This is a genomic window from Dietzia sp. CH92 (assembly GCF_032248695.1).
Classification (GTDB): Bacteria; Actinomycetota; Actinomycetes; order Mycobacteriales; family Mycobacteriaceae; genus Dietzia.
Genome location: NZ_JAVHXC010000003.1, coordinates 306,860 through 330,416 on the forward strand (window position 1 = coordinate 306,860; position 23,557 = coordinate 330,416).

The 23,557-nt window shown below is 72.2% G+C and carries 19 protein-coding genes and 2 riboswitches; of the genes, 5 read left to right on the forward strand and 14 right to left on the reverse strand.

What is annotated here, in order from left to right; translation table 11 throughout:
* Nucleotides 1-82: 82 nt before the first annotated feature.
* Nucleotides 83-1,135 (reverse strand): ABC transporter permease, encoded by a 1,053-nt coding sequence (locus RWK90_RS07875; protein ID WP_314036518.1) that lies wholly within the window; start codon nt 1,133-1,135, stop codon nt 83-85.
* A gap of 153 nt (nt 1,136-1,288) precedes the next feature.
* Between RWK90_RS07875 and RWK90_RS07880 the strand changes: the two genes are divergently transcribed.
* The 5 genes from RWK90_RS07880 (at nt 1,289) to RWK90_RS07900 (ending at nt 7,748) form a co-directional block, all read left to right on the forward strand.
* Entirely contained in the window at nt 1,289-2,509 is a 1,221-nt protein-coding gene (locus tag RWK90_RS07880; protein ID WP_314036520.1) for a sensor histidine kinase, read from the forward strand.
* Complete coding sequence (locus RWK90_RS07885) at nt 2,506-3,132, forward strand: response regulator transcription factor (protein WP_314036522.1); 627 nt, start codon at nt 2,506-2,508, stop codon at nt 3,130-3,132. Before RWK90_RS07880 ends, RWK90_RS07885 begins: the two co-directional genes overlap by 4 nt.
* A 70-nt stretch (nt 3,133-3,202) precedes the next feature.
* A riboswitch (cobalamin riboswitch) is annotated at nt 3,203-3,388 on the forward strand.
* Between the two features lie 21 nt (nt 3,389-3,409).
* A complete protein-coding gene (locus tag RWK90_RS07890) occupies nt 3,410-5,617 on the forward strand; it encodes a magnesium chelatase subunit D family protein (RefSeq protein WP_314036524.1) in 2,208 nt (735 codons plus the stop codon).
* Complete coding sequence (gene cobO, locus RWK90_RS07895; protein WP_314036526.1) at nt 5,617-6,231, forward strand: cob(I)yrinic acid a,c-diamide adenosyltransferase; 615 nt, start codon at nt 5,617-5,619, stop codon at nt 6,229-6,231. Before RWK90_RS07890 ends, cobO begins: the two co-directional genes overlap by 1 nt.
* Nucleotides 6,225-7,748: a cobyrinate a,c-diamide synthase gene (locus RWK90_RS07900; RefSeq protein ID WP_314036528.1), complete on the forward strand. Its 1,524-nt coding sequence runs from the start codon at nt 6,225-6,227 to the stop codon at nt 7,746-7,748. The genes cobO and RWK90_RS07900 overlap by 7 nt, the downstream gene beginning before the upstream one ends.
* Nucleotides 7,749-7,984: 236 nt before the next feature.
* Here RWK90_RS07900 and RWK90_RS07905 read toward each other — a convergent pair whose 3' ends face one another.
* From RWK90_RS07905 to RWK90_RS07965, 13 genes are all read right to left on the reverse strand, one after another.
* On the reverse strand, nt 7,985-8,797 hold the full coding sequence (locus RWK90_RS07905) for a precorrin-6A/cobalt-precorrin-6A reductase (protein WP_314036530.1): 813 nt from the start codon (nt 8,795-8,797) through the stop codon (nt 7,985-7,987).
* Entirely contained in the window at nt 8,794-10,377 is a 1,584-nt protein-coding gene (locus RWK90_RS07910; protein WP_314036532.1) for a cobyric acid synthase, read from the reverse strand. The genes RWK90_RS07905 and RWK90_RS07910 overlap by 4 nt, the downstream gene beginning before the upstream one ends.
* A 56-nt stretch (nt 10,378-10,433) precedes the next feature.
* A riboswitch (cobalamin riboswitch) is annotated at nt 10,434-10,517 on the reverse strand.
* A 33-nt stretch (nt 10,518-10,550) separates the two neighbouring features.
* Nucleotides 10,551-10,739 (reverse strand): hypothetical protein, encoded by a 189-nt coding sequence (locus RWK90_RS07915; RefSeq protein WP_259842100.1) that lies wholly within the window; start codon nt 10,737-10,739, stop codon nt 10,551-10,553.
* Nucleotides 10,740-11,001: 262 nt separating this feature from the next.
* Complete coding sequence (locus RWK90_RS07920; RefSeq protein WP_314036535.1) at nt 11,002-12,291, reverse strand: ABC transporter substrate-binding protein; 1,290 nt, start codon at nt 12,289-12,291, stop codon at nt 11,002-11,004.
* A gap of 92 nt (nt 12,292-12,383) precedes the next feature.
* Nucleotides 12,384-13,568, reverse strand: coding sequence for a branched-chain amino acid ABC transporter permease (locus tag RWK90_RS07925; protein WP_314036537.1), 1,185 nt, complete (start codon nt 13,566-13,568; stop codon nt 12,384-12,386).
* Nucleotides 13,565-14,470, reverse strand: coding sequence for a branched-chain amino acid ABC transporter permease (locus tag RWK90_RS07930; protein ID WP_314036540.1), 906 nt, complete (start codon nt 14,468-14,470; stop codon nt 13,565-13,567). Before RWK90_RS07930 ends, RWK90_RS07925 begins: the two co-directional genes overlap by 4 nt.
* The gene (locus RWK90_RS07935; protein ID WP_314036542.1) at nt 14,467-16,302 is read right to left on the reverse strand and encodes a long-chain fatty acid--CoA ligase; all 1,836 of its coding nucleotides are present in this window, start codon (nt 16,300-16,302) and stop codon (nt 14,467-14,469) included. Before RWK90_RS07935 ends, RWK90_RS07930 begins: the two co-directional genes overlap by 4 nt.
* Nucleotides 16,299-17,168: an ABC transporter ATP-binding protein gene (locus tag RWK90_RS07940; RefSeq protein ID WP_314036544.1), complete on the reverse strand. Its 870-nt coding sequence runs from the start codon at nt 17,166-17,168 to the stop codon at nt 16,299-16,301. Before RWK90_RS07940 ends, RWK90_RS07935 begins: the two co-directional genes overlap by 4 nt.
* Entirely contained in the window at nt 17,165-17,947 is a 783-nt protein-coding gene (locus RWK90_RS07945) for an ABC transporter ATP-binding protein (protein WP_314036546.1), read from the reverse strand. The genes RWK90_RS07940 and RWK90_RS07945 overlap by 4 nt, the downstream gene beginning before the upstream one ends.
* 244 nt (nt 17,948-18,191) lie before the next feature.
* Nucleotides 18,192-19,622, reverse strand: coding sequence for an MFS transporter (locus tag RWK90_RS07950; RefSeq protein ID WP_314036548.1), 1,431 nt, complete (start codon nt 19,620-19,622; stop codon nt 18,192-18,194).
* Nucleotides 19,623-19,832: 210 nt separating this feature from the next.
* A complete protein-coding gene (locus RWK90_RS07955; RefSeq protein ID WP_314036550.1) occupies nt 19,833-20,396 on the reverse strand; it encodes a dihydrofolate reductase family protein in 564 nt (187 codons plus the stop codon).
* Nucleotides 20,397-20,453: 57 nt separating this feature from the next.
* Nucleotides 20,454-21,959 (reverse strand): UDP-N-acetylmuramoyl-L-alanyl-D-glutamate--2,6-diaminopimelate ligase, encoded by a 1,506-nt coding sequence (locus RWK90_RS07960; protein ID WP_314037096.1) that lies wholly within the window; start codon nt 21,957-21,959, stop codon nt 20,454-20,456.
* Between the two features lie 164 nt (nt 21,960-22,123).
* Nucleotides 22,124-23,557: an NAD(P)/FAD-dependent oxidoreductase gene (locus RWK90_RS07965; RefSeq protein WP_314036552.1), complete on the reverse strand. Its 1,434-nt coding sequence runs from the start codon at nt 23,555-23,557 to the stop codon at nt 22,124-22,126.

The following is a 23,557-nucleotide window of genomic DNA, read 5'->3' on the forward strand; positions in this document are numbered from 1 at the left end:
TGATTCCTTCCGGTGATGGACGGCTGTAGCGAGAAGTCGGAGGGCGGCTCCATGGGCGAAAGAAGGCTGCGATCGGGGCTGCTCATCGGGCGGCCCCCAGCGCGGAGTTGGGGTCGGCCTTCATGACCGGGCCCAGCGAGGCGGCGGCGCCGGCCAGGCCGAGCCCGGCGAGCAACGCCGCGGGCAGGAGCGTCGTCCCCTCCGACACCACGAACGGCACGGTGCCTCCCGCGGCCAGGCCGAGGAGGGCGACGACCCCCACCCCGCCACCGATGCCCACGGCCAACACGATCGCGGCCTGCCCGATCGAATCGCGGACGACCACGGTCGTGGACGCGCCGAGCGCCTTGAGCACGGCCACATCGCGACGGCGCTGCATTCCCCACACGGTGAAGAACGCCCCCACGACCAGCGCCGTGACCGCCAGCAGCATGTAGGTCATGGTGCTCAGCGAGGTGTTCTCCGCCCGGTGCGAGGGCAGCGCGCCCACGAGTCCCGCGGGGTCGACCAGCCCGAGTCCCTGGTTCGCCACAGCGGACTCAGGGAGTGCGTTCGCCGACACCGCCATGGTGGTGGCCGCGCCGCCGCGAGGGGCGATCTCCCTCCACGTGTCGAGGTCGGTCACCAGCACAGGCGTGTGCGAGTGCCACAGATCGCCGGCGTCCCCGGAGACCGCGAGTGTGTGGCCGCTGATTCCGATCTCCGCCGCGCCGCCGCCCACCTCGTCGTCGACCCCGGTGGACACGAGGACCTCCCCCCGCGGCGGCGGGGACACCGAGCCCACCGGCTCCGCCAGGCCCACGGCGACGGCGGACGCGCCCGTCTCCGTCCCGTCGTCGACGGTGACCCGGGCGAGTCCCACCGGCACGGCGGAGGGGTCCAGCGCCGAGATCTCCTCCACCTGCCTGTCGGTGAGGGCCGCGCGATCGAGGTCGACGACGCCTTTGTCGTCAGTGGGCAGGACAAAGCTCGATCCGCCCGAACCGAGCGCCCGGAGAGCGGACACGCTCTGGTTCGCCAGACCGGCGGTCAGACCGAGCAGGCCCGCCACCAGAACCGACAGCAGCAGCACGACCCCGGTGATGAGGGCGAAACGCCACCTCGCGGTACGGAGGTCACGAAGTGCGAAGAACATGGTTTTCCCTTTCCGACGGCATACCTCAAGGCTCGACTCACAGGCCCCACACCGGATCGACCGCGAGGTTGGTTCTCCGGCACCGAAAGGCGGGTCCCGCCTCCACCTTTCGATGGATGCCGGACCCGGTTCGCGGCGACTAGCGTCGAGCGGGTGACCCCTGCACCAGCCAGCGCCGCGGAGCTCCCGCCCGAGTCCGCGGGCGTGCGTGTGGTGTTCACGCAGCTCCAGATCGCGCTGCACACGCTGGTGGCGGCGCTGCTCGTGCTCACCCTGATCGGCGCGCACAGCAGCACCCACGGCGTCCTCAACGTCCCTGCAGTGGTGACCGCCGCGGGATTCGCCGCGGTGTATTGCATCGGGACCGTGTGGGAGCGCCGTCGCGAGGCGACCCGCACCATCCGTCTGGGGTGGCTGGGCGTCGTCGTCGGGCTGTGGGCGGCTCTCGTCGTCCAGGTCCCCGAGGCCGCTTACCTGGTGTTCCCGCTGTTCTTCCTGTCCCAGTTCCTCCTCGGCGTGTGGGCGGGCGCGGCGGCGGTGGTCCTCCTCGCCGTCGTGGCCGTCCTGGCCCTGGGCCTGCATGGCAGCTTCACCGCGGCGGGGATCATCGGGCCGGCGGTGGGGGCGCTCGTGGCTCTCGGCCTGGGGGCCGGCGTGCGCGCGCTGCACCGCGAGTCGCAGGCCCGGCGCGCGGTGATCGCCGAGCTCATGGACACGCGCTCCGAGCTCGCCGCGCGGGAACGGGAGGTGGGCCGAGAGGCCGAGCGGACCCGGTTGGCGGGCGAGATCCACGACACCGTGGCACAGGGACTCTCGAGCATCGGGATGCTGCTGCACGCCGCCGAGCGCGCGGATCCCTCGCATCCCGCGGTCGAGCAGATCCGTCTCGCTCGCGAGGTGGCGCGCGAGAACCTCACCGAGACGCGCAGGCTCATCGCCGCGCTGCGCCCGGCACCTCTCGACGGCGTCTCGCTGGCCGGTGCCCTGCGCCGGGTCGCCGAGCGGGTGGAAACCGAGAACCCCGGCGTCGCCGTGTCGGTGGGCGGCGATCTGTCCGCCGACCCCCCGGCGGAATTGTCGGCGGTCCTCGTCAGGGTCACGCAGGAAGCGCTGACCAACGCGGTCAGGCACGGCGCGCCGGGCGGGATCCGGGTCGCGCTGCACCACCGCCCCGGTTCGGTCACCCTGGAGGTCTCCGACGACGGCGGCGGCTTCGACACCACCGCCCCTCGCACCGCGGCCTCGTTCGGGCTGGACGGGATGGCCCGGCGGGTCGACGACCTGGGAGGGACACTCGAGGTGGAGTCCGAGGTGGGCGTCGGCACCACCGTCCGTGCGGTGCTGCCCACGGGGACCGCGGAGAAGGAGCTGTGACGAGGGTGCGGGTGCTGATCGCGGATGACCACGCGGTGGTGCGGACGGGGCTGCGCGCGCTACTCGCCTCCGATCCGTCGATCGACGTGATCGCCGACGTTGCCGATGCCGGGGCAGCCGTGGAGCGTTGCCGAATCGGGGACGTCGACGTGGTGCTCATGGACCTGCGCTTCTCCGGCGACGCCACCGCAGGGGTCCGGGCCACGGCCAGGATCAGGGAGCTCGCCGACCCTCCCCAGGTCCTGGTTCTCACCAGCCACGACACCGACTCGGACATCCTCGGCGCGATCGAGGCCGGCGCCTGCGGATACCTGCTCAAGGACGCCGGTCCCGACGAACTCCTGGGCGCGGTCCGCGCCGCCGCAGCGGGCGAGAGCGCGCTCTCCCCCACCGTCGCCGGCAAGCTCATGGGCCGGCTCCGCGACCCGCGTCCACTACTCACCGATCGCGAGACGGAGGTCCTCCGGGCGGTGGCGGACGGTGCCACCAACCGGCAGGCCGCCGCCTCGCTGAACGTGTCGGAGGCGACCGTCAAAACCCACCTGGTGCACATCTTCGACAAGCTCGGCGTCACCACGCGGACCGCAGCCGTGGCCCGGGCCCGCGAGCTCGGCGCCGTCTAACCGGGCAGGCCGATGCTCCCCTGTGCCGCTGGCGACCGGCGGCTGGGCTAGCCTGAGGCACCACAACCGAACACGACCCACAGCACGAGGTGCCCCACGGCCGCGAGAGCGGGCGGAGGGGAGAATCAGGGAAGCCGGTGAGAATCCGGCACAGGGCCCGCTACGGTAACCCGGCCTCTCGCGACACCGCGCCAGCGCGCACCGTCGCCAGATGAGCCGGGAAGTCCGGAGACCGGCCTCGCGCTGACCAGCCTGGCAGACGAGAGCGGGAGCCCCCATGCCATTGCACTACCCCTTCAGCGCTGTCGTCGGTTCCGACGACATGGCGCTGGCCCTCATCCTCACGGCGGTGTCGCCGTCGGTCGGCGGCGTCCTCATCCGCGGCGAGAAGGGCACGGCCAAGTCCACGATGGTCCGCGCCCTCGCCGGGATCCTGCCGCCCATCGACGTGGTCGCCGGCGATCGCTTCTCCAGCGCGCCCGCCGACCGCGGCGCCGCGACCCCCGACGGGCCCATCCCCCACGACGCGCCGATCGAGTCGCGGCCCGTGCGGCTGGTGGAGCTGCCGCTGGGCGCGTCCGAGGACCGGATCGCCGGGTCGCTGCACCTGGAGAAGGCGCTCAGCGAGGGCGTCACCGTGTTCGAGCCCGGACTGCTGGCCCGCGCGCACCGCGGGATCCTCTACGTCGACGAGGTCAACCTGCTGCACGACCACGTGGTGGACCAGCTCCTCGACGCCGCCGCGATGGGCCGCGTGACCGTGGAGCGCGACGGCGTCTCCGTGGAGCACGCCGCCCGGTTCGTGCTGGTGGGGACCATGAACCCGGAGGAGGGCGAGCTGCGCCCACAGCTGCTGGACCGCTTCGGCCTCACCGTGGAGGTGGCCGCGCCGCGCGAGCCCGACCTGCGCGCCGAGGTGATCCGACGCCGCGTGGCGTACGAGACCGATCCGGCCGCGTTCACCGCCGCCTTCGCCGACGACGAGCATGCCCTGCGCGAGCGGATCGTCGCCGCCCGCGAGCGGATCGGGCAGGTGGAGCTCACCGAGTGGGCGCTGACCAAGGTGGCGACCGTATGCGCGGGGTTCGACGTGGACGGCATGCGCGCCGACATCGTCACCGCTCGCACCGCCGCCGCGCACGCCGCGTGGCAGGGCCGCGTCCGCATCACGCGCGAGGACATCCGGGTCGCCGCGCTCATGTCGCTGCCGCACCGCCGGCGCCGCGCACCGTTCGACGCGCCGGGCCTGGACGAGGAGCTGTTGGAGCGGCTGTTGGGCGACGACGACGAGCCCGATCCCGACCCCCGGGACGACGCCCCCACCGACGGAACGGACCCCGCGGACAGCGACGAGGGCGCGAGCGAATCGGGCCCCGCGGACGCCCCGTCCGCCGACCAGGCCCCCGCCGGGGCATCGGCCGAGCACGCCGAGCAGGACGATCCGGCGATTCACCCGCACGGAGGTGAGCAGTCCTCGGAGGAGGGTCACGAGGCCGACGCGGCCGACGACCGCGACTACGACACCCCGCCCGAGCCGTTCACCCCATCGGCGGGCGCCGGATCCGAGCCACAGCCCGGCACGCAACCCGGCACCGTGGTCAGCGCATCGGAGCCGTACCGCACCCGCCTGTTCGCCGTCGCCGGCACGGGCGAGGGCACCACGGGCCGGCGATCACGAGCCCTCACCAGCTCCGGCCGGCGCACCGGCTCGAGCGCCTTCACCGGCTCGGACCTGCACCTGCCGGCCACGATCCGGGCCGCCGCGCCGTTCCAGGCCGCGCGCGGTCGCGGCACAGTCGGCAGCACCGAGACCGCCAGCGGGCCCGACGCCTCCGCCGCACGCGGCCCCGACACCCGCCTCCGCCTCGAGCCCCGCGACCTGCGCTCGGCCGTCCGCGAGGGCCGCGAGTCCAACCTCGTGCTGTTCTGCGTGGACGCCTCCGGCTCCATGGCCGCCCGCACCCGGATGGAACAGGTCAAGACCGCCATCCTCTCCCTGCTGCTGGACGCCTACCGCCGCCGCGACAAGGTCGGCCTGGTGACCTTCCGCGGGTCCAGCGCTGAGGTGGCGCTGCCGCCCACGTCCTCGGTCGATGTGGCCGCCACCCGCCTGGCCGAACTCCCCGCAGGCGGCAGGACTCCCCTGGCCGAAGGGCTGCTCGCCACCGCGGAAGTGCTGCGGATCGAGAGCGTTCGTGACCCGCGGCGGCGGCCTCTCGTCGTCGTCGTCACCGATGGCCGCGCCACCTCCGGCCCGGACGCCCTCGCCCGGTCCCACCGCGCGGCGGCCGGGCTCGCCGCCACCGGCGTGACGTCCGTGGTGGTGGACTGCGAGACCGGCCGGTTCCGCATGGGCCTGGCCGCCGACCTCGCCGCGCACCTCGGCGCCGAGCACCTCGCCCTGGGCGAGGTCACCGCCGACGGCCTCACCCGCACCGTCCGCGCCCGCACCGCCCCGACCAGCACCGAAAGGCAGGTGGCCTGATGCCCAAGGGACAGCCCGAGATCATCCCCGACGACGGCCTCAGCACCCGACAGCGCCGCAACCGGCCGCTCGTCATGGTCCACACCGGGCCCGGCAAGGGGAAGTCCACCGCCGCGTTCGGCCTGGCCATGCGCGCGTGGAACCAGGGCTGGGACATCGGCGTGTTCCAGTTCGTCAAATCCGCCAAGTGGCGCATCGGCGAGCAGACCGTCATGGAACGCCTCGGCCAACTGCACGCCGAGACCGGCGAGGGCGGACCCGTGGAGTGGCACAAAATGGGCTCGGGGTGGTCGTGGTCGCGCAAGGGCGGCACCGAAGCCGACCACGCCGCCGACGCCGCCGAGGGCTGGGCCGAGATCAAGCGCCGCCTCGCCACCGAGCGCCACGACCTGTACCTGCTCGACGAGTTCACCTATCCCATGAAGTGGGGCTGGGTGGACGTCGACGACGTCGCGGAGACGTTGGCCTCGCGGCCCGGGCGGCAGCACGTGGTGATCACCGGCCGCGACGCCGACCCCCGGCTTCTTGAGGTGGCCGACCTGGTGACCGAGATGGGCAAGGTCAAGCACCCGATGGACGCCGGGCAGAAGGGGCAGCGGGGCATCGAATGGTGAGCGCGGCCGCGCTGCCGCGGATCGTCGTGGCCGCCCCGGCCTCCGGGCACGGCAAGACCACCGTCGCCACCGGCCTCATGGCCGCGCTGCGCCGCTCCGGCCTGCGCGTGTCCGGCCACAAGGTGGGGCCCGACTACATCGACCCCGGCTACCACGCCCTGGCCACCGGCCGACCCGGCCGCAACCTCGACCCGCACCTCGTGGGCGAGCAGCGCATCGTCCCCCTGCTCCAGCACGGCGCGCGGGACGCCGGCCGCACCGCGGACATCGCCGTGATCGAGGGCGTTATGGGCCTGTACGACGGGCACATCGGCGGCGACGGATTCGCCTCCACCGCCCACGTCGCCCGCCTCACCGACACGCCCGTCGTGCTGGTCGTGGACATCTCACACGCCTCCCGCAGCATCGCCGCCGTCGTGATGGGCATGGCCGCCTACGGCCCTGACCTGCGGATCGCCGGCGTGGTGCTCAACAAGGCCGGCTCGGTGCGCCACTCCGACGAGGTCCGGCGCGCGCTGGCCCCGCTCGGCATCCCGGTGCTCGGGGTCCTTCAGCGCGACGACAACGTCACTGCCCCCTCCCGCCACCTCGGCCTGGTCCCCGCCGCCGAACGCCCCGAGGCCGCGCGGTCGCTGGACCACCTCGCCGCGAAGGTCGCCGACGCGATCGACCTCGAGGCCGTGGTGCGCATCGCGCGATCGGCGCCGGCGCTGGCGGGCCCGGCGTGGTCGGCGCGGGAGGCTGTCGCCGGCGCGGTGGGTGGCACCGCTGTGGGTGACACCGCCGTGGGTGGCCGACCTGGTGAGGGCGACGACGACAACTCCGCGCGCCCCCTCGTCGCCGTAGCCGGTGGCCGGGCGTTCACCTTCCGCTACGCCGAGACCGTCGAGCTGCTCGAGGCCGCCGGCTGCTCGGTGGCGCAGTTCGACCCGACGGTCGACGAGCGGCTTCCCGAGGGGACCGCGGGGATCTACCTGGGAGGCGGCTTCCCCGAGGTCCACGCCGCTGAGCTGGCCTCCAACGAGCCGATGCTCCGGTCCTTGCGATCGGTGACGTCCGCGGGCGTGCCGACGGTCGCCGAATGCGCCGGGCTGCTCTATCTCTGCCGCAGCCTCGACGGGGTTCCGATGGTGGGGGCTGTCGACGCCGATGCCGCCATGGCGCCCCGCCTGACGCTGGCCTATCGCCGTTCGACGGCGGCCGCGGACAGCGTCCTCGCGGCGGCCGGCGCCGAGGTCACCGGGCACGAGTTCCACCGCACGGCGGTCACGCCACCAGCGGGTGCGGCTGGGGCGGGCTACGCGGCTGGGCCCGACGTGGCCCCTGCGTGGATGAGCAGCGCCGGGCCGGAGGGGTTCGTCACCGGCTCGGTCCACGCCTCCTACCTGCACACGCACTGGGCGGGGCATCCGGCGCTCGCGGCCCGGTTCGCGGCGCAGGTCCGGACGTTCGCCGGGGAGCACCGGCATGATCGCAGTGCGCCGGGACGCCGACCAGCACCACTAGGCCGGCCCTGACGCGAAATTGGCAGCAGCCATGTAGGCGATGAACGCGAGAACTCGCCGTGGCTGCTGCCAATTTCGCCATGGCTGCGTCCAAAACCGGGGCGGGGGCCGGGGCCGGGCCCGGGAGACTGGCCGCGGACCCACTCGGCGGCGGCCGCTGGTCGACCGCCGCTCGCCCGCTGCTCGACTTTGGTGTAGCTATTGCGATGAACCGGCCGGATTCTCGCAGTAGCTACACCAAAGTTCGCCTAGGAGTTGGCGGCTGACGCGCTGACCCACTCGACGGCGGCCGCGGCGTTGTCCACCACCTGCACACCCGGCGCGGGGCCGGGGCGGCGCACCACCACGATCGGCACACCGAGCTCGTCGGCCACCGCCATCTTCGACCACGTGTGGGCGCCGCCCGAATCCTTGGTGACCAGCACGTCCACGTCGTACTCGCCGAAGAGTTCGCGCTCGGCGTCGACTGAGTAGGGGCCCCTGCTCAGCAGAAGTCGCCACGGTTCGGGCAGCGCCACCTCGGGCGGGTCCACCACCCGGACCAGGGCGTGATGCTCGGCGAGCGGGCCGGTGAAGCGGTCGAGTGACTGCCGGCCGACGGTGAGGAACGGCCGCTCCCCGAGGCGGGCGGCGGTCGTGGCGGCGGCATCGTGGTCGTCGACCCAGTGCCAACGGCCAGCGCCCGGGGCCGCGGCCCAGCCCGGACGCTCGAGGCGCAGCAGCGGGACCCGCGCGGCCGCACACGCAGCAGTGGCGTTGGTCGAGATGCCCGCGGCGAACGGGTGGGTGGCGTCGATGACCGCGCGCACCGCCGTCTCGGGCCCGGATTCGCCGGGGCCGGCCTCACCGCCGCCGGCCCCGTCCTCCGCGCGCTCGCCGGCCTCGCGCAGGAACCGGGCCAGCCCGTCCACCCCGCCGAACCCGCCGATGCGCACCTCGCCCACCGGCAGTCGCGGCCGCGCGACCCGTCCCGCCAGCGACGACACCACCGGCACCCCGGCCTCCACCAGCAGGGCGGCGAGCTCGCGGGCCTCGGCCGTCCCGCCCAGGACGAGGATCACCGGTCGGCCCCCGGCGGGAGCAGCGGCAGCTCGGGCGCACCGTCGCGGGCCAACGCGAGCAGCGCGTCCAGGTCGAGGTGCTCCTCGGCGAGGTCGCCGAGCAGGTCGAGGCGGCGCTCCCGCGCGGCGGCGAAGCTCACACCCGAGGGCTCGCGGGTCCGCCCCGACCCTGCCGCGACCTCGCCCAGGAACGCGCCCCGGAACCCGTCCGACTCGAGACTTCCGTGCCACATGGTGCCGAACACCCGCCCCCGCCGGGCTCCGCCGGGGAACACCTCGTCGTCGTCACCCCGACCGCCTCCACCGCCGACGGTGACCCGGCCGTGATGGATCTCGTACCCGCTCACCGGCTGCCCCAGTGCGGTCCCGGTGGGCAGGCGCAGCACCTTCTCCGCGCCGAATCGCGTGATCACGTCGAGCAGCCCGAGCCCGGCGACGCGCGTGCCGGGGGCGCCCTCGATGCCGTCGGGGTCGGCGATCTCGCCGCCGAGCATCTGGAAGCCTCCGCAGATCCCCAGCACCGCGCCGCCCCGCTCGACATGAGTGGTGAGCGCGCGGTCGAGACCCCGCGCGCGGAGCCAGGCGAGGTCGTCGAGGGTCGCCCTGGTTCCGGGGACGACGACGAGGTCCGCCCCCGCGAGGTCGCGGGGCTCCGTGACGTAGGCGACCTCGACGTCCGCCTCCAGGCCGAGGGCGTCGACGTCGGTGAAGTTGCTGATGCGCGGCAGCCGGATCACCGCGACGCGCAGGGCGGCGGTCGCGTCGGCGGCGCGCGGGCTCACCGCGAGGGCGTCCTCCGAATCCAGCCACAGGTCGGGATCCCAGGGCAGTACCCCGTGGACCGGGCGGCCGGTGAGCGCGGTGAGCTGCTCCAGCCCGGGGGCGAGCAGGCTCGGGTCGCCGCGGAACTTGTTGACGACGAAGCCGGCGACCAGCCGCTGGTCCGCCGGCTCGAGCAGCGCGACCGTCCCGAACAGCGCCGCGAAGACGCCGCCGCGATCGATGTCGCCCACCACCACCACGGGCATGCCGGCGTGGCGGGCCAGGCCCATGTTGACGTAGTCGCTCGAGCGGAGGTTGATCTCGGCCGGGCTGCCGGCGCCCTCGCAGATGACGAGGTCGTAGCGGGAGGCGAGGTCGTCATACGCCGCGAACGCCGCCTCCGCGAGGTGCGCGCGCCCGTCGACGAAGTCCCGCGAGGACACCGAGCCCCCGGGCTGGCCCATCACCACCACGTGGCTGCGGCGGTCGCCACCGGGCTTGAGCAGCACCGGGTTCATCGCCGGCTCCGGCACCGCGCGGGCGGCCAGCGCCTGGACCCACTGGGCGCGGCCGATCTCGGCGGTTCCGGCTGACGTCGACCCGGCGGGGCCGGCGGGCGTCGACCCGGTGGGGCCGGCCGCGTGGTGGGCGGCCACGACCATCGAGTTGTTGGACATGTTCTGCGCCTTGAACGGCGCGACCTTCAGGCCCCGGCGGGCGAAGGCGCGGCACAGGGCGGTGGTGACGATGCTCTTGCCGGCATCGGAGGTCGTACCGGCGACGAGCAGGGACGCGGCGCCGGTAGCAGCGGCAGTCATGCGGTGGGGCTCCTCGGCCTGGCACGCGCCGACCACGGACGCGGGCGGCGATCGGCAGGTATCGGGCTCGACCCGGCCCGCGGGCGAGGCGGGAGGGTCACACCGTTGCGGGACAGCCCCGGACTCGCACCGGGTTCCCTGGACCGACGAGCAGTGAGACTACCCGAGGAGCGTCAGGAACCGACGGCCGCCGGCAGGTAGCTCGAGCCCGCCACGAACGGCATGGCGAGGAAGCTCAGGGGCACGGCGGACTGATCGAACGGGATACCGACCGCCTCCAGACCGCGGGCGATCGCACCGAATGCCGCGTTGATGGCGTCGTACATCGGGCCGCTGATGGGGCCGTTCGGACGGAAGATCACGGATGACTCCTAGAGAGTGGAACTCCGCACGGCGGCGGGTCGCGACCGCGGGTCGCGGGGCAAGTGGACAGGTCTCACTCTCGATATCGAGCGCCCGCCCCGCGTCGTTACCCGTCCGGGCTGCGCCGGGTCGAGCCGGGCTGAGCCGGGCTGAGCCGGGCTGAGTCGGGCGGGCCCCGGGACCGTGGGCGATCCCGGGGCCAGTTCCAGCCGACTCGGGCGAGGCCCGGCGCGGTCGTCCTCCGGGCCTCACCACCGCGACCTACGGCTGCATCAGGTAGCACGCCTCCGTGAACTCGAAGTTCTCGGCCGTGGGACCGACGTACCACTCCTCCTCCAGGACCAGGCCCGTGGGACTGTCCACCTCGACCCGGCTGATGATGTTCTCCCGCGACGCGTTCTCGTTGACCTCACCGGTGTAGTCCCCGGCCCCCTCGGGGAACATCCCCTTGGTGTCCACGCCCGCCAGGGAGTCGACCGCCTCGAAGAGGCCGCTGCGGCTGAGCTGGTCGTTGTCCGCGGCCTGCTGCAGGAGCCCGTGGATGACCGACGAGGCCCCCCAGCCCAACACGAACCAGTCGTTCGGCTCCGCCCCGATCGACTCGGCGACCTGCCGCATCTGCGCGTGCCCCTCCGAATCGTGACCCCACGGGGCCACGGCACCGGCGTGCACGAACCGCCCCTCCAGCGCCGGCGCCGCCTGACTGCCCAGCAGGCCCGCGCTCCACGTGGGCGTGGAGCCGATGAACCGCCCCTCGAACCCCTGCGCGACAGTGGCACCGACGATGGCGCCGGTCTCGATCGCGCTGGTCGACAGGAGCACGACATCCGGACGGTCGGCGAGGATCCGCTGGATCACCGCCGTCTGCGCGTCGGTCCCGCCCGGCGCCGTGGTGTACCGGAAGAACTCGACACCGCGCTCCTCCGCCGCGAGCTGCGCGCCGTTGGCGGCGTCGTCGCCGTAGTCACCGGGGAAGTGCACCGCGCCGACACTGGCCGCGTCGAACTCGTCGACCGCGTAGTCGACCATGTTCATCGCCTCCGCGCAGTAGCTGGTGCCGAACTCCATCACCCCCTCCTCGAAGAGCCAGTTCGACCCCAGCGACGCGGGCACCGTGACGATGTTCTGCTGCCGCGTGTCGTCGAGAATGCCGTTGGTGTGGGCGGTGCCCATCGAATGGGCCAGCATGAGGATCTGGTCCCGGATCTCCCGGTATTCCTGGGAGTGGGTGGTTTCGTTGTAGGTGTTGTCACGCACGTGGGTCACCATGTCGACCTCGTAGTCCCCGACACCGCCGTTCTCGTTGACGTACTGCCAGTACGCCTGAGAACCCTCGATCATGGGCGCACCGATCGGCGAGAACGGGCCCGTCAGGTCGGTGATCGCGCCCAGATAGATGCAACCCTTCTCCGGGTCGACCGCCTCCGGGCACGGCTCCTGCGTCACCCCGGCCACCTCGGTGTCGGCGGCGTCGTCGCGGCCGCACCCGGCCAGGACCAGAGCGATCGCCGACAGGCCGGCGACCCCGCTTCGTAGCGTCTTGGACTTCATTGCTCTCTCCTCGGTGACTCGGTGACTCGTTGACTCGGTGACTCGGTGTGGTGGTGACTCTCGGTGGCTCGGTGGCTCGGTTTCTCGGTGGCTCAGTAGGTGAACGGGAAGCTCTTCCAATACATCCGCATCCGAAGCCACACGCCGAACAGGCCACGGGGCTCGAACAGCAGGAACGCCACGATCAGGCCGCCGTACAGGATCGCCTCGACCTCGAAGATGTTCGGGCTCGTGTTGGGCGCCGTGGAGATGAACGGGAACAGGTGCGCGATCTCGGCGGAGATGCGGGGCAGGGCCGCGATCAGCAGCGCGCCCATGATGGTTCCGGAGATGGTCGCGGCCCCGCCGATGAAGACGATGGCGACGAACTGGATCGACATGATCAACCCGAACTGCTCCGGACCGAAGTGCCGGTTCGCCACGAACAGCAACGACCCGCACACGCCCGCGTAGAACGACGACACCGTGAACGCGATGAGCTTGTAGCGCGCCAGGTCGACGCCCATCACCCCCGCCGCGATGTCGCGGTCGCGGATCGCCCCGAAGGCGCGACCGACACGGGACCGGGCGATGTTCCGGGCCGCGAGCGCCCCGATCAGCAGCAGGGCGAGGAAGAACCAGTACAGCTTCTGGTCCGAGGTGAACGCGCTGTCCAGGGTGAGGTCGTCGCCCAACAGGACGGGGCGGGGCGCCTCCCGCCCGACCCCGGGCCCACCGGTGACACTCGCCCACTCCGTGAAGACATAGGTGCCGAGGAAGACCAGCCCGAGCGTGACGACCGCGAGGTACAGACCCCGCAACCGCGTGGCCAGCGGCGCGACGATCACCCCGCACAGCGCCGCCATCGCCCCGGCGGCCAGGATCCACACCGGGATGACGGTGATGCCCAGGCCGAAGGCCCGGCCGTCGGGATCGCCGGCCACCACCGAGGCGGTGTACGCGCCGACCCCCACGAAGAAGGCGTGCCCCAGGGACACCTGCCCGGCGTACCCGGTGATGAGGTTGAGCCCGATCCCGCCGATCGCCAGGACGAGCCCCAGCCCGAGGATGCGCAGCACGTCGTCGCTGACGTTGAACGGCAACACGACCGCGAGCGCGATGAGCACCACGGCACCGATCGCCTTGGCGCGCGTGTTGAACAGCGCCTGCTCCTGCCGGTAGCTGGAGTACAGCTCCGGGCGGCCCCGGGGCCGGCCGGAGAACCCGCCCCGGCGCCCGGCGCCCCTGTCCGGTGTCGGCGTACCCGACGGTTCCGAGGCTGAGACGAGATGACTCATACCCGTTCCACCTCCTTGGTCCCGAACAGTCCGTGCGGTCGGACGAGCAGGACGGCGAGCATGATCACCCAGGGCATCAGCGGGCCGAGGTTGGTGGTGAGCTCCGGGAGCACGCCGCTGCCGTCGAACCACTGGTTGTGATAGGTCGACACGACCGCCTGGGCGACGCCGATCGTCAGCCCGCCGATGATCGCGCCGCCGAGGGAGTCGAAGCCGCCGATGACGATGGCGGGCAACGCGATGAGCGCCACCAGCCACAGGGTGTTGCCGATGGGTCCGCCCGTGGCGGCGAAGACCCCCGCGACCGCGGCCAACGCGCCCGCCATCGCCCACGACAGGGCGAAGATCGCGCTCGCGCTGACGCCCTGCGCCATCGCCGCCTCCTGATCGGACGCGACCGCCCGCATCGCCAGCCCGACCGCGGAGTAGCGGAAGAACAGCAGGAGGGCCACCACGATGACGGTCGCCGTGACGAACGCCGCGACGTGCCGTTGCTGGACCACGACCCCCGAGATCACCCAGACGTCGGTGCCCCACGGGTCGCCGACGGACCGCGGCTGGGTGCCCAGGAAAATGCCCGCGACCGTGCGGATGACGATGTCCAGTCCCACCGTGATGATCGCGATGGTGAACACCGCCTTGCCGATCATCGGGCGGATCGCCACCCTCTCGACGAGCAGGGCGACGACGCCGATGGCGATCACGCCCAGGACCGCGCCGACGTAGAACCCCATCAGCGGAGCGAGGAAGCTGACGATGATCGCGCCGGACATGAGGAACGCGGGCTGCGCGAAGCTGATGACGCCGGTCGCCTTGAAGATCATGACGAAACCGATCGCGACCAGCGCGTAGATGGCCCCCGACCCCAGGCCGATGCTCAACGCGGACAGGAACTGGGTCATGTCGCCCTCGCATACAGGTCGTCGACGAGGGGGGCGAACGCCTCCGTGACGGCCGCGCGCTTGACCTTCTGGGTGGCGGTGAGCTCGCCCTCGTCGTGGTCGAGTTCCTTGGGCAGCAGGGCGAACGCCTTGATCTGCTCCACGGCGTTGAACCTGGAGTTGGTGGCGTCGACCACCCCCTGCACCAACTCGCGGACCTCCGGTTTCTCCGTGAGGTCCCGGTACGTCGTGTAGGCGATCCGCCTGCGGGTGGCCCAGTCGCCGACGGTCTCGAGTTCGATCCCGATGAGCGCGGTGAGGTACCTGCGTCCGTCGCCGATCACGATGGCCTCCTTGATGTAGGGCGACACCTTGAGCGCGTTCTCGATCTCGGACGGCGAGACGTTCTTCCCGCCGGCGGTGATGATGATGTCCTTCATCCGGTCGGTGATCTTGAGATAGGTGCCGTCGACCCATTCGCCCACGTCCCCGGTGTGCAGCCAGCCGTCCGCGTCGATGGTCTCGGCCGTCTTCTCCGGGTTCCGCCAGTACCCGGCGAACACCGCCGGACTCCGGACGAGGATCTCCCCCGTGTGCTCGTCGATCCTCACCTCGGTGCCGTCGTGGGGCTCGCCCACGGTGCCGAGCCGGACCCGTCCGGGCTTGTTGGTGGTGGCGATGGCCGAGTTCTCGGTCATCCCGTAGATCTCGTGCATCGGGACGCCGATCCCCATGAAGAACTTGAGGACCTCCGGGGCGATGGGCGCCGCCCCGGACACCGCGTAGCGCGTGAACCGCAGGCCCGTGCGCACCCGCAGGGCCCGGTACATGCACACCCAGCCCAGCGCGTACCAGGCGCGACTGGCGGCGCTGTGGCGACCGCCGTTGGAGACGAGGACGTCCCCGATCCACTCGGCGCGCGCCAGCCAGAACGCCGACCACCTCCGCTTGAGCCACGTGGCGTCCTCGAGGCGGATCTGCGCCGAGGCCAGGAGCTTCTCCCAGATGCGGGGCACGCCCATGACCAGCGTCGGCTGCACCTCCTGCAGATTCTGGGGGACCGTGTCGATGGACTCGGCGAAGGTCACCTGCAGCCGGCTCGCGCAGCTCATCCACGTGGTGAAGAACCGCTCGGCGACGTGGGACAGCGGGAGGTAGGTCAGGACGTAGTCGGACGGCCCCGGAGGCGGGTCGGACGTCCCGCCGCGGGTCATGACGGTGTCGATCGCGAACTCCACGTTGGCCGTGGTGAGCATCGCGCCCTTGGGCGGTCCGGTCGAGCCGGAGGTGTAGACCAGGGTGATGAGGTCCTCAGGCCGGGCCTGCTCCATCCGCCGCGCCACCGCCCCCTCGTCGGTGCGTCGGTGCTCGCGGCCCAGCACCAGGAAGTCGTCCCAGGAGATCAGGCGCTCGTCCCGGTAGTGCCCGCGGATGCCGCGCGGCTCCAGATAGACGATGTGCGCGAGGTCCGGGCACTGGTCGGACACGGCGAGCGCCTTGTCCACCTGCTCCTGGTCCTCCGCCACGAGCAGCGTCACCTGGCTGTTCTCCAGCAGGTACCCGACCTCGGCGCTCGGGTTGGTCGGGTAGATCCCCACCGACACACCCCGTACGGCGACCGCCGCGATGTCGCAGATCAGCCATTCGGGTCGGTTCTCGCTGTGGATCGCCACCCGGTCGCCGACGTCGATGCCCAGTGCGAGCATCGCGTGCGCGGCGTCCTGGATCACGTCCCAGTACCGCGCCCACGTCATGGGCTCCCAGACGCCCCGCGACTTCCTGCGCAGCGCGATGTCGTGCGGGTGGGAGGCGGCGTTGTCGCGGACCCTCGTGGCCAGCGTGGTGGTGCTCATGCTCCGCCCCCGTCGGTCGTGGACGTGGTGGCCTGGCCACCCAGGTAGGCCTCCACCACGGCCGGGTGGTTCTGGACCTCCGCCGGGGTGCCGAGCGTGAGCGGGGCCCCGAAGTCGATCGCGAGTACCCGGTCCGCGATGTCCATGACCAGGCTCATGTCGTGCTCCACCAGGATCATCGGGGTGCGGTACTCCTGCCGGATCGCCAGCAGGAACCTGGCCGTGTCCTCGGTCTCCTCGAGGTTCATCCCGGCGACGGGCTCGTCGAGCAGGAGGATCTCCGGCTCCATCGCCAGGGCCCGGCCCAGTTCGATGCGCTTCTGGATGCCGTAGGGCAGCAGGCCCACCGGGAGCTTCCGCCACGCCTGGAGCTCGAGCAGGTCGATAATCTCCTCGACCGCCGCGCGGTGGAGTTCCTCCTGGCGCCGGGCCGGTCCCACCCAGGCGATCGCGGCGAGGGTGCCGTACCGGAACTTCACGTGCCGACCCAGCATGAGGTTGTCGACCAGCGTGAGGTTCGCGAAGAGCTCGACGTTCTGGAAGGTCCGAGCGACGCCCAGGCGGGCGATCCGGTGCGGACGCAGCCCCAGGAGCTGCCGCCCCCGCAGTGTCACCGACCCCTTCTGCGGCCGGTACACGCCGGACAGGACGTTGAAGATGCTCGTCTTGCCGGCGCCGTTGGGCCCGATGATCGCGAACAGCTCGTCCTCGTTCACCGTGAAGTCGACGCCGTCGATCGCGGTGAGGTTGCCGAAGGACAGGCTCACGTCGGAGAACTCCAGCACCGGCGCGGGGCCGGGGCCGGGCGCCGAGCCGGGGCCGGGCGCGGAGCCGGGGCCGGGCGCGGGGCCGGGGCCGGCGGTCACGACGCCCACCTCTTACGCCGGCGGTACTGCTTGACCTCGCGGTAGGAACCCGGGGTGTCGGACCGCGCGCCGAGGTAGAACTCGCGGATGTCGTCGTCGTCCAGCAGTTCCGCCGCCGGCCGGTCCATGACCACGCGGCCCGTCTCCACCACGTAGCCGTGCCGGGCGATCGACAGCGCCATCGCCGCGTTCTGCTCGACCAGCAGGACGCCGGTCCCCTGCGCGTTGATCTCCACGATGATGTCGCGGATCTGCTCGACCATCCTGGGGGCCAGGCCCAGGCTCGGCTCGTCCAGCAGGAGGTAGCGGGGTTCGGACATCAGCGCCCGGCCGATCGCGAGCATCTGCTGCTCGCCGCCCGACAGGTACCCGGCCACCCGGTGCCGCCGCTCGCGCAGCACCGGGAAGAGGTCGTACACGCGCCCGAGCCCCTCGCGGATGTGCCGGCGCCGGACGTGGGCGCCGATCCGCAGGTTCTCCTCGACTGAGAACTCCTTGAAGATCCGCCGACCCTCGAGGACGTGCTTGATGCCGCGGCGGGCGATCGCCGGCGCGCTGAGGCTGCCCAGGTCGTCGCCGTCGAGCGTGACGGCCCCCTTGGTGATCTCGCCGTCGTGGATGTCGAGCAACCCGGACACTGCGCGCAGAAGAGTGGACTTACCTGCACCGTTCGCGCCGAGCAGGGCCACGATGTGGCCGTCCGGCACGTCGAAACCGGCGCCGCGGATGACGAGCATCGCGTCGCCGTAGACGACCTCGAGGTTCCGGACCGAGAGCATCGCACCTCCTGTGTGATGCACCTCACACTATGGGGCCGCCCTCAGATGGGGGAACTTTTAACGATTTTACCCACCCGGCCGCCGGACCACCCGGCCGTCGACCCAGCCGTCCGCCGGCGCGGCGGCCGCCCACCTCGTCGTCGCCCCCTGACACGACAGACCCCGGGACCCGACAACGGTCCCGGGGTCTGTTCCCGGCGCGGATCGCCCCCTCAGCAGAGCTCGATCCACCGCGGGGCGGGCGTCACGCCAGGGCGTCCTCCGAGCGCGACTCCTCCGTGTGCATCGAGGACTTGCTGGTCTCCGGCGCGAGGATCAGCGCGATGATCGTCAGCACCGACAGGCCCACGAGGTAGTAGCCGACGTAGGCCACCGAGTAGTTCTGCACCAGCCACACCGCGACGAACGGGGTGAGCGCCGCGCCGAGGATCGCGGAGAAGTTGTACGCCACACCCGAGCCCGTGTACCGGGTGTTGGTGGGGAACAGCTCCGGCAGCACCGCCGACATCGGGCCGAAGGTCAGGCCCATGAGCATCATGCCCACGCTGAGGAACAGCAGCATGCGGGTGACGTCCAGGCCCTCGCCGGTGCCCATCGCGTCCGGGTTCAGCCACCACCCGAAGCTCAGGCCGAACACGATGATCCCGGCCGTCACGCCGATGAGCATCCGCCGGCGGCCGAGCACGTCCGCCAGCCAGCCGGCCACCGGCACGAACGCCGCGAACAGCAGGATCGCGATGACCTGGATGATGAGGAACGACTGGTAGCCGTAGCCCAGCCCGCCGGTCTCCTCGGCGCCGATCGCGAACGACAGGATCCACGTGGTCATGAGGTAGAACAGGCCGTAGGTGGCCAGCATGATGAACGTGCCGAGGATGATCTCCCACCAGTTGCGGCGGAACACCTCGGACACCGGGGTCTTGACGCGCTCGTTGTTCGCGACAGCCCGGGCGAAGACCGGGGTCTCCTCGATGCGCAGCCGCACGTACAGGCCCACGCCCACCATGACGATCGACAGCAGGAACGGCAGGCGCCAGCCCCACACGAGGAACGGCTCGTCCAGGTCGGCGGCGGTGGAGTCGTAGGAGAACCAGATGGTCAGCAGCAGGAAGATGCCGTTGGCCAGGATGAAGCCGAACGGCGCGCCGAGCTGCGGCCACATCGCGGCGAACCCGCGCTTGCCCGGCTGGGCGGTCTCCGACGCCAGCAGCGCCGCACCCGACCACTCGCCACCCAGGCCGATGCCCTGGAAGAAGCGCAGGATCGTGAGCATCGCCGGGGCCCACAGGCCGATCTGGTGGATCGTCGGCAGCAGGCCGATGAGGAACGTGGCGATACCCATGGTGAGCAGGGCGCCGACGAGCGTGACCTTGCGGCCGAGACGGTCTCCGTAGTGGCCGAAGACGATGGAGCCGAGCGGCCGGGCGATGAACGCCGTGCCGAACGTGGCCATGGAGGCCAGCAGCGCGGTGCTCGCGTCGCCGCCGGCGAAGAACAGCAGCGGGAAGACCGACACCGCGGCGGTGGCGAAGATGTAGAAGTCGTAGAACTCGATCGTCGTCCCGATGAGCGAGGCGAGGATGATCCGGTGACGGGGCACCGGCTCGGCCGAGATCGTCTCGTCGACCGCGGCAGTGCTCCCGTGTGGATCGGTGGTCCCGTCCGGCGTTGCCATGTTCCTCCTAGGTCCGGGTAGCGGGGATGGCTACCGACGACCGCGACAAGGCTAGGCGTCCAGGTGATCTGGGTCACCCCGCCCAGCGGTGAGTGTGCACGTGGCACAGTGCGACCGGCCATTTTTCTCGCGCCCTGCGCACGGTGTCCAATCCCGGACGGCGGTGCGGGTGTAGGCGCGGGGGTGTGACGACCGCGACGTGGCCGGACCTCAGCGGCTCCGGTAGCGCAGGAACACCGTGCCGCCGGTGAACACGCGTTGGTCGACCAGCTCCAGGTCCAGGCGGGCGTCCGGCGGCAGCGCCCGCAGGCCCCCGCCCACCACCGCCGGGACCACGAAGAATCCGAAGTCGCGGACCATCCCCGCCCGGATCGCCTCCGCCGCGGTGGTGGGTCCGAAGATCTCGACCTCGCCCGCCGCCTCGTCTACGATGCGGCGCAGAGTGCCCGGGTCGAGCCGCGGCACCAGGCGGTCGGTGTCCGAGGTGAGGTCGGCGGCCGTCAGCGTGGAGGAGACCACGGTCCGGGGGATGGCCTGCCAGCGCCGCGCGAACTCCTGCTCGTCGGGCCCCCACTCCTCGCCCTCGGGCGGGGCCAGCCAGTACTCCATCAGCGCGTAGGTGCGCCGCCCCAGTACCTCGTGGGCGACGGCCCGCATGCGTTCCACGTGGAACCGGAAGACCTCCGGATCCGGGGCGGACCACTGGAAGTCCCCGTTCTCGTCCGCCACGTACCCGTCGAGCGAGACGGTCGCGGTGTAGCTCAGCGTGCCCATGGTCGTCCTCCGGACCGGAAGGGAGCGGTGCCGGCAGCCTAACCCCGCGGGCCGACGTCAGGCTGAGCGTTGCCCGTGACCTCCGGCCTCGGCCGCCGCGACGATCGCCTGCCGCAGCCGGACGCGGTCGTCGAAGTGCTCCCGGCGCGGTCCGTACCGCCGGGTCACGTCGCTGCCCCGACCGGCCACCACCACCATGTCCCCGGGACCGGCGGCCGCGACGGCCAGGTCCAGCGCTCGTCCCCTGTCCGGCTCCTCCCACACCTGCGCACCGCGGGCGGCGCGGGCGCCGGCGAGCACCTCGGCGCGCAGGTCGGCCGGGTCCTCGTCCTCGGGGCTCTCGTCGGTGACGATCACCAGGTCGGCGAAGGACGCCGCCGTGTGCCCGAGGGGGCGCCGCTTGGTGCGGTCGCGCCCGCCGGTCGCCCCGATCACGAGGATGAGCCGGCCGGTGGCCACCGACCGCAGGTGCGGCAGGAGGGCGCGCTGGCCGGGCTCGTTGTGCATGTAGTCGACGAGCGCGGTGAAGGACTGCCCGGCGTGGACGGGCTCGCACCGTCCGGGGATCCGCCGCAGTCCGGACAGGCCCTCGGCCGCCGCGGCCGGGTCGACGCCGTCGGCGAGCAGGCAGGTCAGGGCGACGAGGGCGTTGGCCACCTGGTGCGGGCCGAGGACCCGCAGCTGCAGCGGGACGGCGCCGAGCGGGGTGCGGGCGGTGAACCTCGACCCGGTGTCGTCGCACGCGATGCCCTCCGCGTGGACGTCCGCGCCCGGGTCGCGGGTCGAGCACGTCCACGTGGGCGGTTCGGAGGCCGCGGCGAGCCGGCGCCCGTGGTCGTCGTCGACGCACACCACCGCGGTGTCGGCGCGGGCGGCGGTGAACAGCGACGCCTTGACGCGGTAGTACTCCTCCATCGTGTGGTGGTAGTCGAGGTGGTCGTGGCCGAGGTTGGTGAACGCGACCGTGCGGAACCGCACGCCGTCGACGCGCCCCTGGTCGATGGCGTGGGAGGAGACCTCCATCGCGCACGCGGTGGCGCCGCCGCGGACGAACCGGCCGAGGGTGCGCTGCAGGAGCGGCGCCTCGGGGGTCGTGCACACGGGCTGCAGTTCGATGCCTCCTCCGCGGACGGTGACGCCGGAGATCAGGCCGGTGCTCTCCCCCGCCGCCGCGAGCCCGGCCTCGAGGAAGTGGGCGGTGCTGGTCTTGCCGTTGGTGCCGGTGACGCCCACGACGCGCAGCGAGGCCGAGGGGCAGCCGTGGACCCACGCGCTCAGGGGGCCGCTCGCCGCGCGGGGGTCGGCGACGATCAGGGTCGGCAGGACCGTCGAGGGTCGGTCGCTGATCGCGACCACGGCGCCGGCGGCCGCGGCCTGCGCCTCGAAGTCCAGGCCGTGGTGCCGGCGGCCGGGCAGGGCGAGGTAGGCGCTCCCGGGTGCGACGGTGCGGGAGTCGTCGGTGATGTCGACGACGACGAGGTCGGGCGCTGACGCCGGTTCGCTCGCGCCCGGTGGCCTGACCAGCGGACTTCCGAGCCGGCGGGCGAGGTCGGCGACCGTGATCGGTGGGCGCGCGGGCGCGTCGGGTCGGGGGTGGGAGGCCCGTCGTCCGGGTTCCTCGGCTGCTCGCCCCACCGCGTCACTCCTGACCGGGCTCGTGTCGTCGTCGACGGCCACGGTCCCACCTCAGGCCGCCGCCCGCGACCGCTGCCCGCGGCCGGTGCGGGTCAGTCGGCGCGGGCCCGCTCCGGGGTGTCGCGGTCGGTGAAGGGCCGGTCCGGGCCCTCCTCGGAATCGCGCCGCGCTACGCGCTCGGCCTGCGCGAGGGCCTGCCGGCCGTACGCCCACCGGGCGGTGGAGTTGAGGTGCGAGCGGTGGTCGCCCATGTGCAGTCCCCAGGACAGGAGGGTGATGACGCGGTTGCGGAACCCGATGAGGAACGCCAGGTGCACCACCAGCCACAGCACCCAGGCGAGGAACCCGTGGAGCTCGAGCGGGCCGATCCGGGCGACCGCGCTGTAGCGGGACACCGTCGCCATGGAGCCCTTGTCGAAGTACCTGAACGGTTTGCGTGCGGCCGGCGAGCGTCCCGTCGCGACCTCGCGGGCGATCTGCTTGGCGACGTACTTGCCGCCCTGGATGGCCACCGGCGACACCCCGGGCAGGTTGTCGAGGTTCATCATGTCGCCGATCACGAAGATCTCCGGACGTCCGGGCAGCGACAGGTCCTTGTTCACCAGGACACGCCCCGCCCGGTCCACCTCGGCGCCGGTCTGCTCGGCGAGCATCGCGCCGAGGGGGCTGGCCTGCACGCCGGCCGACCAGATCTTGCACGTCGCGTCGATCCGCCGCAGCGTGCCGTCGGGGTCCCTGACCTCGATCCCGTGGTAGTCGACGTCGGTGACCATGGCGTTGAGCTGGATCTCCACCCCGATCTCCTCGAGACGGGCCCGGGCGGCGTTGCCGAGTCTGTTGCCGAACGGCGGGAGCACGGCCGGGGCGGCGTCGAGGAGGATCACCCGGGCGCGGCGCGGGTCGATCCGCCGGAAGCTGTTCTTCAGGGTCCGCCGCGCCAGTTCGGCGATCTGCCCGGCCATCTCCACGCCCGTCGGGCCGGCCCCCACGACGACGAACGTGAGCAGTCGGCGCCGCTCCTCCTCGTCGTCGGTCACCTCGGCCTGCTCGAAGCAGCCCATGATGCGACTGCGCAGTTCCAGCGCGTCGTCGATGGACTTCATCCCCGGCGCCCAGTGCTCGAAGTGGTCGTTGCCGAAGTAGGACTGGTTGGCGCCGGCGGCCACGATGAGGCTGTCGTACTCGAGCTCGAAGTCCACGTGCCCGGCCGTCGCGTGCACGGTGCGGGCGACGACGTCGATCTGGTCGACCTCGCCCAGCGCGACGGTGGCGTTCTTCTGGTCCCGCAGCACGAGCCGCGTCGAGGGCGCGATCTCGCCGACGGAGAGGATGCCCGTCGCTACCTGGTAGAGCAGCGGCTGGAAGAGGTGGTGGCCGGTCCGCGCGACGAGCGTGACGTCGACGTCGGCCTTCTCGAGGGCGCGGGCGGCGGCGAGCCCGCCGAATCCCGAGCCGATGATCACCACGCGGTGGCGGTTCTCCGACGACGGCCCACTGTTCATCGGCGAGTGCGAGTATCCGGTCAT

Coding starts and splice junctions, on each gene's coding strand:
- RWK90_RS07910 (WP_314036532.1), bottom strand. CDS start 10,377: ATGACTGCCGCTGCTACCGGCGCCGCGTCCCTGCTCGTCGCCGGTACG.
- RWK90_RS07950 (WP_314036548.1), bottom strand. CDS start 19,622: ATGGCAACGCCGGACGGGACCACCGATCCACACGGGAGCACTGCCGCG.
- RWK90_RS07930 (WP_314036540.1), bottom strand. CDS start 14,470: ATGACCCAGTTCCTGTCCGCGTTGAGCATCGGCCTGGGGTCGGGGGCC.
- RWK90_RS07920 (WP_314036535.1), bottom strand. CDS start 12,291: ATGAAGTCCAAGACGCTACGAAGCGGGGTCGCCGGCCTGTCGGCGATC.
- RWK90_RS07955 (WP_314036550.1), bottom strand. CDS start 20,396: ATGGGCACGCTGAGCTACACCGCGACCGTCTCGCTCGACGGGTACGTG.
- RWK90_RS07945 (WP_314036546.1), bottom strand. CDS start 17,947: ATGCTCTCGGTCCGGAACCTCGAGGTCGTCTACGGCGACGCGATGCTC.
- RWK90_RS07900 (WP_314036528.1), top strand. CDS start 6,225: ATGGTGAGCGCGGCCGCGCTGCCGCGGATCGTCGTGGCCGCCCCGGCC.
- RWK90_RS07875 (WP_314036518.1), bottom strand. CDS start 1,135: ATGTTCTTCGCACTTCGTGACCTCCGTACCGCGAGGTGGCGTTTCGCC.
- cobO (WP_314036526.1), top strand. CDS start 5,617: ATGCCCAAGGGACAGCCCGAGATCATCCCCGACGACGGCCTCAGCACC.
- RWK90_RS07965 (WP_314036552.1), bottom strand. CDS start 23,557: ATGACCGGATACTCGCACTCGCCGATGAACAGTGGGCCGTCGTCGGAG.
- RWK90_RS07925 (WP_314036537.1), bottom strand. CDS start 13,568: ATGAGTCATCTCGTCTCAGCCTCGGAACCGTCGGGTACGCCGACACCG.
- RWK90_RS07935 (WP_314036542.1), bottom strand. CDS start 16,302: ATGAGCACCACCACGCTGGCCACGAGGGTCCGCGACAACGCCGCCTCC.
- RWK90_RS07890 (WP_314036524.1), top strand. CDS start 3,410: ATGCCATTGCACTACCCCTTCAGCGCTGTCGTCGGTTCCGACGACATG.